The following is an 11153-nucleotide window of genomic DNA, read 5'->3' as shown; positions in this document are numbered from 1 at the left end:
TTTATGCGTACTGTTCTGAATATTTTAAATTTTGTGCTTGGGGGGTTCGCCACCACCCTGGCCTGGTTACTGGCAACGCTGGTCAGTATCGTGCTTATTTTTACTTTACCCTTGACCCGTTCATGCTGGGAGATAACCCGACTTTCGCTGTTTCCCTATGGCAACGAAGCGATACATGTCGATGAACTGAATCCTGCCGGTAAAAGCGTCCTGTTGAATACCGGCGGCACCGTGCTCAATATTTTCTGGCTAATTTTCTTCGGCTGGTGGTTGTGTCTGATGCACATTGTCTCTGGTATTGCTCAGTGCATAACGATTATTGGTATTCCGGTTGGCATTGCGAACTTTAAAATCGCTGCCATTGCGCTCTGGCCGGTGGGTCGCCGGGTAGTTTCAGTAGAAGTTGCCCGTGCAGCGCGTGAAGCCAATGCACGTCGTCGCTTTGAATAATCAGGACCAATGGCCTTTATGTTAAGTCCTCTGCTCAAACGCTATACCTGGAACAGCACCTGGCTGTACTACGTGCGGATTTTTATCGCGCTATGCGGTACAACGGCGCTGCCCTGGTGGCTGGGTGACGTCAAGCTGACCATCCCTCTCACGCTAGGTATGGTCGCTGCCGCACTTACCGATCTCGATGATCGTCTCGCGGGCCGACTGCGCAATTTAATCATCACGCTGGTGTGCTTTTTTATTGCCTCAGCCTCCGTTGAACTGCTCTTCCCATGGCCCTGGCTGTTTGCTATTGGGTTAACGCTTTCCACCAGCGGTTTTATTCTGCTGGGGGGATTAGGCCAGCGCTATGCAACCATCGCTTTTGGCGCGTTGCTCATCGCCATTTACACGATGCTGGGCACCTCGCTTTACGATCAGTGGTATCAACAACCAATCCTGCTGCTCGCTGGCGCTATCTGGTATAACCTGCTGACGCTCACCGGACATCTTCTGTTCCCCATCCGCCCCTTACAGGACAATCTGGCCCGCAGCTACGAACAATTAGCGCACTACCTGGAACTGAAGTCGCGTCTTTTTGATCCCGACATAGAAGATGAAAGCCAGGCGCCGTTGTATGATTTAGCCCTCGCTAATGGGCAACTGATGGCAACGCTAAACCAGACCAAAGTGTCGCTGCTGACTCGCCTGCGCGGTGACCGTGGACAACGGGGAACACGTCGCACGCTACATTACTATTTTGTGGCGCAGGATATTCATGAACGCGCAAGTTCCTCACATATTCAATATCAAACGCTACGCGATCATTTCCGTCATAGCGATGTGATGTTCCGCTTCCAGCGGTTGATGTCGATGCAAGGACAAGCCTGTTCACAATTGTCTCGTTGTATTTTATTGCGCACGCCTTACCAGCACGATCCGCACTTTGAGCGCGTCTTCACCCATATAGATGCCGCACTTGAGCGTATGCGTGCCAGTGGTGTGCCTGCAGATCTGCTCAATACGCTGGGATTCTTACTATCGAACCTGCGGGCTATCGATGCGCAACTGGCCACCATTGAGTCTGAACAGGCTCAGGTACTCTCGCGCAATGAGTCTGAAAATCAGCTTGCTGATGACAGTCCCCATGGATTCAGTGATATCTGGTTACGCCTGAGCCGTAATTTCACCCCAGAGTCCGCACTGTTTCGCCATGCCGTCCGCATGTCGTTAGTGCTCTGTGTTGGTTATGCCATTATCCAAGTAACTGGCATGAATCACGGATACTGGATCTTGCTGACCAGCCTGTTTGTCTGTCAACCAAACTACAATGCCACCCGACATCGCCTGGCGCTCAGGATTATCGGCACGTTGGTTGGTATTGCCATCGGTTTACCGATCCTGTGGTTTGTGCCCTCTTTAGAAGGGCAGCTAATACTTTTAGTGATCACTGGTGTACTGTTTTTTGCCTTTCGCAACGTCCAGTATGCGCACGCCACCATGTTTATCACGCTGCTGGTATTACTGTGCTTTAACCTGCTCGGCGAAGGCTTTGAGGTTGCACTGCCGCGTGTCATCGATACGCTAATTGGCTGTGCTATCGCCTGGGCGGCTGTCAGTTTCATCTGGCCAGACTGGCGTTTTCGTAATCTACCACGGGTAATTGAGCGGGCGACTGACGCTAACTGCCGCTACCTTGATGCAAATCTCGAACAATACCATCAGGGTCGTGATAATCGTCTGGCCTACCGTATCGCTCGCCGTGACGCGCATAACCGTGATGCTGAACTCGCCTCCGTGGTGTCAAACATGTCGAGCGAGCCGGATGTGACGGCCCAAACCCGCGAAACGGCGTTCCGTTTACTGTGTCTCAACCATACGTTTACCAGCTATATTTCTGCGCTTGGCGCACATCGCGAACAGTTGACCAATCCAGACGTTCTGGCATTGCTGGATGACGCTGTTTGCTATGTTGATGATGCCCTTCACCATCAACCCGCTGACGAGCAACGCGTATACCAGGCGTTAGAAGGGCTGAAGCAGCGAATTCAGCACCTGGAACCACGCCCGGACAGTAAAGAGCCTCTGGTCGTTCAGCAAGTTGGGTTATTGATCGCTCTGCTCCCGGAAATCCGGCGATTACAGCAGCAAATTGCCGTACTACCTTCTAATACCCCGGTTCCGGCGTAAGAGAACTTACCCACTCCACCAGCTCCTGGCGACGCGTCGCCGGGAGCGCGGCTTCATGTATCCCCCCTACCGCGCCTTCAAGGGCATAGAGTACTTTTACCGTCAGAGCCGGGTTATTTTGCCGAAGTTTCAGCCAGCACATTTGTGCTCCCAACGACCGCATAGTCCCCTCATCTTTAATTCCAACTTCATTCAGCAGAGTCTCCAGATGAAACGTCATATTTGGCAATTCCCGCAGACGATGCTGGGTAAAGCGACTCTGTTTTTCCTTAACCGCTGCATCCAACGAATATCGCGATAACGACACCAGTTGCTGCTGGTTTTGCCACAGGGCATCGTTCACCTGGTAATAATTAAGTACAAGAGGACGTCCCCGCTTAATAAATGTCAGCCAGACAGGAGAATTTTGTACACAATACTGGGCGCTCTGTTCACAGGCGCGAAGATACAACTCACCATTGGCGACCATGGCAAAGACCGTATCGCCAACCGTCAGACTGTAGCCACCAAACAGTGAGCGATAGTGAATTGTCCCCAGAGAAGCCAGATATTCCTGCGATTTATAGATCCTTGCATAAGAAAGCTCTTTCATAAAAATCCTTTTTAAATCATAACGTAAGCAAATGATTTTCAATAGCGGATCCGTTAATGACGAAAATAGGCAACTTATGCGTATGGGGCAAGATGAATTTTATTTTTCCCGTGACGACAACTAAAAATTGCGAACCTGTTTCCGAAAATAAGGTTGATCTTTGTTGATAGCAGGGTTACTGTATATTCATACAGTAACTCACAGGGCTGGATTGATTATGTACACTTCAGGCTATGCAAATCGTTCTTCGTCGTTCTCTTCCGCATCAAGCAACATTGCGCGCGTTTCATCAGAGAACGCAACCGCTGGGCTTATCAGTGAAGTAGTCTATCGCGAGGACCAGCCCATGATGACGCAACTACTGCTGCTTCCTCTGCTGCAACAGTTAGGGCAGCAATCACGCTGGCAGCTGTGGCTGACGCCTCAGCAAAAATTAAGCCGGGAGTGGGTGCAGTCAGCCGGACTTCCATTGACAAAAGTAATGCAGATTAGTCAACTCTCCCCCTGCAATACGCTGGAATCGATGATCCGTGCGCTGCGCACAGGTAATTACAGTGTTGTCATTGGCTGGCTGGCGGAAGAATTAACGGAAGATGAACATGCCGAACTAGTCAAAGCGGCTGATGAAGGAAATGCGATGGGTTTTATCATGCGTCCTGTTTGCGCACAGTCACTTGCGGGGAGACAGCATTCCGGGCTAAAAATTCACTCGAATTTGTATCATTGAGTAAAATTAGGATTTATCCTGGAATTTTTTTTCATGCTTCAATTTGCCTTTGAGCTTTAACGCGTTTTTCGTCCGAACGCCTGTCTCAAGCGGTTTTCAGGAAATCCTCAGTGCATTTAGTCATCAATAAATGTTAAATATTATGTATACAAGCCTTTTTTTTTCATATGCCTGACGGACTTCACACTTGTAAGTTTTCAACTACGTTGTAGACTTTACATCGCCAGGGGTGCTCGGCGTAAGCCGCAGATATCGGTAGAGCAACTATTGAACTGGTCCCCGGGTGAAGGATTTAACCGTGTTATCTCTCTTCGGAGATATTCATGGCGAATTTTGGATGATAACGAGGCGCAAAAAATGAAAAAGACAGCTATCGCAATTGCAGTGGCACTGGCTGGTTTCGCTACCGTGGCGCAGGCCGCTCCGAAAGATAACACCTGGTATACTGGTGCTAAACTGGGCTGGTCTCAGTACCATGACATTGGCAACAACCAGATCGACAACAACGGACCGACCCACGAAAGCCAACTGGGTGCTGGTGCGTTCGGTGGTTATCAGGTTAACCCGTACGTTGGTTTTGAAATGGGTTACGACTGGTTAGGTCGTATGCCGTACAAAGGCAACACTGAAAATGGCGCATTCAAAGCTCAGGGCGTTCAGCTGACCGCTAAACTGGGTTACCCAATCACTGACGATCTGGACGTTTATACCCGTCTGGGTGGTATGGTTTGGCGTGCAGACGCTAAAAACAACCAAGGCTTCAAAGACCACGACACTGGTGTATCCCCAGTATTCGCTGGTGGCGTAGAGTATGCAATTACTCCTGAAATCGCTACCCGTCTGGAATACCAGTGGACCAACAACATCGGTGACGCGAACACCGTTGGTGGTCGTCCGGATAACGGCCTGTTGAGCGTTGGTGTTTCTTACCGTTTCGGCCAGCAGGAAGAAGCAGCTCCAGTAGTTGTTGCTCCGGCTCCGGCTCCAGAAGTACAGACCAAGCACTTCACTCTGAAGTCTGACGTTCTGTTCAACTTCAACAAAGCAACTCTGAAACCAGAAGGCCAGCAGGCTCTGGACCAGATGTACAGCCAGCTGAGCAACCTGGATCCGAAAGACGGTTCCGTAGTGGTTCTGGGCTTCACTGACCGCATCGGTTCTGACGCTTACAACCAGGGTCTGTCCGAGAAACGTGCTCAGTCCGTTGTTGATTACCTGATCTCTAAAGGTATTCCTTCTGACAAAATCTCTGCACGTGGCATGGGTGAATCCAACCCAGTTACTGGCAACACCTGTGACAACGTGAAAGCTCGCGCTGCACTGATCGACTGCCTGGCTCCGGATCGTCGTGTTGAGATCGAAGTTAAAGGCATCAAAGACGTTGTAACTCAGCCTCAGGCTTAAGTTATCGTCTTATAAAAAAACCCCGCTATGCGGGGTTTTTTTTCATCTGTTTCCACTCAAAACAAGCCTCTTGTTACACCAGCCAACCGCTAGTCTTTTCCCAGCAACGCCTGTAAATCCTGCTTCAATGTCGACATTTTGTTCGCGTACTTCTCTTTATGCTCTGCGTCTTCAATCAGCTGCACTATAGTTTCAGAAAGTGTTTTTCCGCGCCGCTGCGCAAGACCTGCCAGACGCTGCCAGACCATAAACTCCAGATCGATAGATTTCTTACGCGTATGTTGATGTTCTGCATTAAAGTGCCGCTTACGCCTCGCCCGGATCGTTTGCTTCATACGATTGAGCAGTGCAGGGTTCATGTATTCTTCAATCCAGGCGTTGACCCGAACCGGTTCATTTTCGAGGGTTAGCAACAAATCAACGGCTTCTTTGGCAGCGCTGGCTTCCACATAGCGGGTAATCAACTCCCCCTCGCGATGCTTCTTCACCAGGTACTTCCATTTCCATCCGCTTTCAAGATTTTCAAGTTGTTGATATTTCATTGCGATCTCAATGTTACCGTGTAACTCTTATCAGAATATCAGCTTTTTCGGCATCTGAAGAAAAGAATATCCAGCCTGTGAACTGCCGCGCGTCATCACAACCGTTTCGCGGCGCTTTCCAGGTGTTTAGTGGTGAGGGTTACGGTATAATCTCGTTTTTTACAACAGACTAAAAAACATCAACTTTGACCATTACGAAACTTGCATGGCGTGATCTGGTTCCTGATACCGACAGTTATCAGGAAGTATTTGCACAGCCGCACGTCACTGACGACACCGACACCTTACTTAGTGATACTCAGCCACGTTTACAATTCGCGCTAGAGCAGCTTCTTCAGCACTGGACAACATCCTCGTTCATGTTGGTGAAAGCACCGGAGGAGCTTGAGTATCTCAACCTTATTGCAAAGGCTGCACGTCCCTTGCACACGGATGCAGGAAGCCTGACTGGCGGTCATTACGACATCTCCGGTCACACTATTCGTTATCGTACAGCTGAAAAAGCGGAAGACAATTTTGCGACGTTGACGCAGGTGGTCAGCGCTGACTGGGCCGAAGCTGAACAACTGTTTGGCTGTCTACGTCAGTTCAATGGCGAAATTACGCTGCAGCCAGGTCTGGTACATCAGGCCAATGGGGGTGTGCTGGTTATCTCATTGCGCACGCTGTTGGCCCAACCTCTGTTGTGGATGCGTCTGAAAGCCATTGTCAGCCACGAGCGTTTTGATTGGGTGGCTTTTGATGAGTCTCGCCCGCTGCCTGTCTCTGTTCCGCCTATGCCGCTTAAACTGAAAGTGATTTTGGTGGGCGAGCGTGAATCGCTGGCGGATTTCCAGGACATGGAACCAGAGTTGGCTGAACAGGCCATTTACAGCGAGTTTGAAGATAATCTGCAGATCGTGGATGCCGAAACCATGACGCAGTGGTGTCAGTGGGTCACGCATACTGCCATGCGCAATAATTTGCCTTACCCCGCTCCTGATGCCTGGCAGGTTTTGATCCGTGAAGCCGTTCGCTATACCGGTGAACAGGATACATTGCCGCTTAACCCGCTGTGGATCACCAGACAGTTCAAAGAGGTGGCCCCGTTATGCGAGAGCGAAACCTGCAACGCTGAGCAGTTCAGCCTGATGCTGGCTCAGCGCGAATGGCGTGAGGGATTCCTGGCCGAACGCATGCAGGACGAAATTCTGCAAGAGCAGATCCTTATCGAGACAGAAGGCGAGCGTATTGGCCAGATCAACGCCTTGTCGGTGATTGAGTTTCCAGGCCACCCACGCGCATTTGGCGAGCCTTCTCGTATCAGTTGCGTTGTGCATATTGGCGACGGCGAGTTTACGGACATTGAGCGCAAAGCCGAGCTCGGCGGAAATATTCATGCCAAGGGTATGATGATTATGCAGGCGTTCCTGATGTCGGAACTCCAGCTTGAGCAGCAAATCCCCTTCTCTGCCTCGCTGACCTTTGAGCAATCTTACAGCGAAGTGGACGGTGACAGCGCGTCTATGGCAGAACTGTGCGCATTGATCAGCGCCCTCGCCGACGTGCCTGTTAATCAAAGTATCGCCATTACCGGTTCTGTCGATCAGTTTGGTCGGGCGCAACCTGTCGGTGGTCTGAATGAGAAAATTGAAGGTTTCTTCGCCATCTGCCAGCAGCGTGAGCTGACGGGCACGCAGGGCGTTATCATTCCTTCGGCTAACGTCAGACACCTCAGCCTGCATCCCGCGCTGCTACAGGCCATAGAAGAAGAAAAATTCACTATCTGGGCGGTGGACGACGTAACTGATGCGCTGCCACTATTGTTAAATCTGGTGTGGGATGGCGAAGGCCAGACAACGCTGATGCAAACCATTCAGGAACGTATTGCCACGGCTACGCAACAGGAAGGTCGTCACCGTTTTCCATGGCCGCTACGTTGGCTGAACTGGATTATTCCGAACTGATCGGACTTGTTCAGCGTACACGTGTTAGCTATCCTGCGTGCTTCAATAAAATAAGGCTTACAGAGAACATGGTAGATAAACGCGAATCCTATACGAAAGAAGACCTTCTTGCCTCTGGTCGCGGTGAACTGTTTGGCGCAAAAGGGCCACAACTGCCAGCACCAAGCATGCTGATGATGGACCGTGTCATCAAGATGACCGAAACCGGTGGCAACTTTGACAAAGGTTATGTTGAAGCTGAACTGGATATCAACCCAGACCTGTGGTTCTTCGGTTGTCACTTTATCGGCGATCCGGTGATGCCGGGCTGCCTGGGTCTCGACGCCATGTGGCAGCTGGTTGGATTCTATCTCGGCTGGCTGGGCGGCGAAGGTAAAGGCCGTGCGCTGGGCGTAGGTGAAGTTAAATTCACCGGCCAGGTTCTGCCGACTGCGAAGAAAGTCACTTACCGCATTCACTTCAAACGTATCGTTAACCGTCGCCTGATCATGGGCCTGGCTGATGGTGAAGTGCTGGTTGATGGTCGTTTGATCTACACCGCAAACGATCTGAAAGTGGGTCTGTTCCAGGACACTTCCGCGTTCTAATCCAGGACTGCGTAGCAGCCAGACATTAACGTTTCTCCGTTTTATCTGGTGTGCAAAAAGGCGAAACCTCCGCTCTGCGGAGGTTTCTTTTATCTAAAGAGACAGAATCAGGCCATTAAAACCCTATCCCCCATGGCTTCTCGCCAGCCTCCCAGCCAGTATGACCTCTGATTCAGCGTCTGATAGGGACACATTTCTTTTGAGCGTCCGGCAATGCCGGCCTGATATCCACGTTGATGTGCCCGTTCCAGGCGATCTCGTTTTTGTCTCTTCATGCCTCGTTTCCCTCATTTTTTGGTCTGGTGGAAAAGAAAACAGTGATTGCTAAGTGTGCAATCACACTAAACGAATACCCCTAAACATTAGGCTCGTCAATGCGCAAAATTCACGCCAGTGTCATATTTGTGAGCTAGCCTCTAAATCATTTGTACAAAAATAGTCAGTCAGAACAGCTATCTCCACGGCTAAAAAAATAAAAAAAACCGCCCCGGGCGGTGAGCCAGGGGCGGCATAATTTACAATTATTTAAGCTTATGGGATGCGTTTCAGCTCTTGAGCAATAGCCGTCGCTTCCTGACTCCAGGCGTTAGCAAGAACCTTCACCATCTCATCGTAGCCGTCTTTAGTCTGTACAGCTTCGATGTGGAATGGACGTTTGATCAGTTGTCCCTGATGATTCAGCAACCATTCTCCACTCACGATAACCTTACCATCGTAACGACCGTGGAAGCCGGTTACGGTGACGTTCAGCGTGTCCTGAGTGCTTCCCAGCGGCTGCGAAGCAACAACCCAGCCAGGCAACTGCATGCTGAGGTTAGCAACCAGCGTATTGCGCAATTGCTGATCTAATGGGCTGGCCCAGAGATTATTATTGGCTATAACATATTGCACATCGCTGGTCTGGTAAACCACCCCATTACCGGCCAGATAATCAGGTACCGCAATCTGTTCAACCCACAGCAGACGGTTTCCCTGATTGGCGGAGCTCTGCACACCGCCTTGTGCGATAGGGAGCTGGTAATAGCTTTTATTCTCTCCGCTGGAGCTGCATGACGTCAGCCAGACCGCCATCATCACCACTAGCCACTTTTTCATTGTTTCGCCCTCTTCGGCTCTGGATCTTTTTTGTCCTTCGCTTCAAATACCAGCGCATTACTCTTATCGTTCAGCGTTTTCAGTACCGGTTGCAGTTCACGTAGCACCTGATCAAGACGCTGCATATCTGCCACCATCTTGTTGTAGGCCGCGGAACCAGGCTGGAAGCCCTGCATGCTACGATTTAGTTCACGCAGCGTATTCTGCATATCCGCCGGAAGATCCTGCATCGACTGGCTGGACGTGATCTTGTTCATGTTATCCAGCGTGGTTTGCAGATGCTTCATCGTGCGCTGGCTTTCCGACAGCGTATTGGTTGCCTGCTCAATCATCGGGTTCAGCGGCAGATTATTTATCTTATCCAACGCTTCCATCAGACGCTGTTGGATCTGCGCCAGACCACCGCTCACGGTCGGAATAATTTGATAACCATTAAATTCACGCACACCAGTAATCGGCGGCTCTTTCGGGTAGAAGTCGAGATCGACATACAGCGCGCCGGTCACCAGGTTCCCGGTTTTGAGCGATGCCCGTAATCCGCGTTTAAGCAATTCCGCCAGATGAGCACCAACATCAGTATCTTCGCCCAGCTGCGCCTTCAGACGTTCTGGTTCGATGCGTACCAGCACCGGAATGCGGTAATCATTGTTGAACACCTGGCGCATATTCGGTGAGAAGAAAGGTACTTTACTCACCGTACCCAAGCGGATGCCACGGAATTCCAGCGGCGCACCAGGCTGCAGGCCACGAATCGAATCTTTAAAGAACATCAGATAATCGATATGATCGGTATACAGTGAATCCTGAATACTTTTTTGATCGTCATAAAGATTAAACGCTGACTGTTGTGCGACCGGCTCGCCCTGCTCTAAACCTTCTGGCACATCAAAACTTACACCACCGCCAAACAGCGTGGAGAGCGAACCCATTTCTACGCGCATACCTGCTGAGGTAAGATCTACGGCGATCCCGCTGTCTTTCCAGAAACGCACATTACTGGTCACCAGACGATCGTTAGGCGCATTAATGAAAAGCTGATAGCTGATCGTACGCTTTTGCGCATCAAATGTGCTGGTTTCAACCGAACCTACACGATAGCCGCGAAAAAGCACCGGATCGCCCGGACTCAACTGACCGGCTTTTTTGCTGTCCAGAATCACACGGATCCCTTTTGCATCTGGCGGGGCCAGTGGCGGTGAATCCAGCAGTTGGTAATTTTCCAGCTTACTGCCTTTATTGCCAGGCTGCAGTTCAATATAAGCCCCGGACAATAGCGTGCCGAGCCCACTTATACCTTCACGTCCAACCTGCGGCTTCACCACCCAAAAGACAGAATCTTTATGCAGCAGCTTTTCCATTCCGGAGTTAAGACGCGCTCTAATCTCCACATGGGTCAGATCATCCGTCAGGGTTGCGCTCTCAACGATGCCGACGTCCACACTGCGGCTCTTAATCGTCGTTTTGCCCCCTTCAATACCTTCGGCATTGGTGGTAATAAGCGTGACCTGTGGCCCCTGATGACTGTAGTGATAAAACAGAACCCACGCGCCAATGAGTGCAGTGACGATAGGAAATATCCACACGGGCGACCAGTTTTTTACCTTTTGCACTTTGGCTTCCCCACTTTTAGATTCCATG

General features: G+C 50.5%; 11 protein-coding genes. 6 read left to right on the top strand and 5 right to left on the bottom strand.

Annotated elements, in window-relative coordinates; genetic code table 11:
- The first annotated feature begins 3 nt into the window (after positions 1–3).
- Both E6P06_RS12095 and yccS read left to right on the top strand, forming a co-directional pair.
- Complete coding sequence (locus E6P06_RS12095; protein ID WP_003035892.1) at positions 4–450, top strand: YccF domain-containing protein; 447 nt, start codon at positions 4–6, stop codon at positions 448–450.
- Between the two features lie 18 nt (positions 451–468).
- The gene (gene yccS, locus E6P06_RS12090) at positions 469–2622 is read left to right on the top strand and encodes a YccS family putative transporter (RefSeq protein ID WP_139935273.1); all 2154 of its coding nucleotides are present in this window, start codon (positions 469–471) and stop codon (positions 2620–2622) included.
- Here the strand turns inward: yccS and E6P06_RS12085 are convergent.
- On the bottom strand, positions 2600–3214 hold the full coding sequence (locus tag E6P06_RS12085) for a TfoX/Sxy family DNA transformation protein (protein ID WP_003035889.1): 615 nt from the start codon (positions 3212–3214) through the stop codon (positions 2600–2602). The genes yccS and E6P06_RS12085 overlap by 23 nt on opposite strands.
- Before the next feature lie 217 nt (positions 3215–3431).
- Here E6P06_RS12085 and sulA point away from each other — a divergent pair, with 217 nt between their 5' ends.
- Together sulA and ompA are read left to right on the top strand one after the other, a co-directional pair.
- Positions 3432–3941 carry an SOS-induced cell division inhibitor SulA gene (gene sulA, locus E6P06_RS12080; protein WP_003035886.1) on the top strand — a complete coding sequence of 170 codons (510 nt, stop codon included), beginning with the start codon at positions 3432–3434 and terminating at the stop codon, positions 3939–3941.
- Positions 3942–4298: 357 nt separating this feature from the next.
- Positions 4299–5345 carry a porin OmpA gene (gene ompA / locus E6P06_RS12075; RefSeq protein WP_003035883.1) on the top strand — a complete coding sequence of 349 codons (1047 nt, stop codon included), beginning with the start codon at positions 4299–4301 and terminating at the stop codon, positions 5343–5345.
- An 89-nt stretch (positions 5346–5434) separates the two neighbouring features.
- Here the strand turns inward: ompA and matP are convergent, their stop codons facing one another.
- Positions 5435–5887 carry a macrodomain Ter protein MatP gene (gene matP, locus E6P06_RS12070; protein ID WP_003035881.1) on the bottom strand — a complete coding sequence of 151 codons (453 nt, stop codon included), beginning with the start codon at positions 5885–5887 and terminating at the stop codon, positions 5435–5437.
- A 185-nt stretch (positions 5888–6072) separates the two neighbouring features.
- Between matP and E6P06_RS12065 the strand changes: the two genes are divergently transcribed.
- The gene (locus tag E6P06_RS12065; RefSeq protein ID WP_003035878.1) at positions 6073–7833 is read left to right on the top strand and encodes a Lon protease family protein; all 1761 of its coding nucleotides are present in this window, start codon (positions 6073–6075) and stop codon (positions 7831–7833) included.
- Positions 7834–7901: 68 nt separating this feature from the next.
- Complete coding sequence (gene fabA / locus E6P06_RS12060) at positions 7902–8420, top strand: bifunctional 3-hydroxydecanoyl-ACP dehydratase/trans-2-decenoyl-ACP isomerase (RefSeq protein WP_003035875.1); 519 nt, start codon at positions 7902–7904, stop codon at positions 8418–8420.
- Positions 8421–8527: 107 nt separating this feature from the next.
- On the opposite strand, the gene rmf is transcribed toward fabA, so the two are convergent.
- The 3 genes from rmf to pqiB form a co-directional block, all read right to left on the bottom strand.
- Entirely contained in the window at positions 8528–8695 is a 168-nt protein-coding gene (gene rmf, locus E6P06_RS12055; RefSeq protein ID WP_003035871.1) for a ribosome modulation factor, read from the bottom strand.
- A 256-nt stretch (positions 8696–8951) separates the two neighbouring features.
- Positions 8952–9515 (bottom strand): membrane integrity-associated transporter subunit PqiC, encoded by a 564-nt coding sequence (gene pqiC / locus E6P06_RS12050; protein ID WP_003035868.1) that lies wholly within the window; start codon positions 9513–9515, stop codon positions 8952–8954.
- Positions 9512–11152 (bottom strand): intermembrane transport protein PqiB, encoded by a 1641-nt coding sequence (gene pqiB, locus E6P06_RS12045; protein ID WP_139935272.1) that lies wholly within the window; start codon positions 11150–11152, stop codon positions 9512–9514. The genes pqiC and pqiB overlap by 4 nt, the downstream gene beginning before the upstream one ends.
- Position 11153: the final 1 nt, after the last annotated feature.

The organism is Citrobacter sp. CF971 (assembly GCF_006385635.1).
GTDB lineage: Bacteria > Pseudomonadota > Gammaproteobacteria > Enterobacterales > Enterobacteriaceae > Citrobacter > Citrobacter freundii.
The sequence above is the reverse complement of the archived record's forward strand: the minus strand, read 5'-3'. Positions and strand labels throughout refer to the sequence as shown.

Coding starts and splice junctions, on each gene's coding strand:
- E6P06_RS12095 (WP_003035892.1), top strand. CDS start 4: ATGCGTACTGTTCTGAATATTTTAAATTTTGTGCTTGGGGGGTTCGCC.
- yccS (WP_139935273.1), top strand. CDS start 469: ATGTTAAGTCCTCTGCTCAAACGCTATACCTGGAACAGCACCTGGCTG.
- ompA (WP_003035883.1), top strand. CDS start 4,299: ATGAAAAAGACAGCTATCGCAATTGCAGTGGCACTGGCTGGTTTCGCT.
- pqiC (WP_003035868.1), bottom strand. CDS start 9,515: ATGAAAAAGTGGCTAGTGGTGATGATGGCGGTCTGGCTGACGTCATGC.
- fabA (WP_003035875.1), top strand. CDS start 7,902: ATGGTAGATAAACGCGAATCCTATACGAAAGAAGACCTTCTTGCCTCT.
- matP (WP_003035881.1), bottom strand. CDS start 5,887: ATGAAATATCAACAACTTGAAAATCTTGAAAGCGGATGGAAATGGAAG.
- pqiB (WP_139935272.1), bottom strand. CDS start 11,152: ATGGAATCTAAAAGTGGGGAAGCCAAAGTGCAAAAGGTAAAAAACTGG.
- rmf (WP_003035871.1), bottom strand. CDS start 8,695: ATGAAGAGACAAAAACGAGATCGCCTGGAACGGGCACATCAACGTGGA.
- E6P06_RS12085 (WP_003035889.1), bottom strand. CDS start 3,214: ATGAAAGAGCTTTCTTATGCAAGGATCTATAAATCGCAGGAATATCTG.
- sulA (WP_003035886.1), top strand. CDS start 3,432: ATGTACACTTCAGGCTATGCAAATCGTTCTTCGTCGTTCTCTTCCGCA.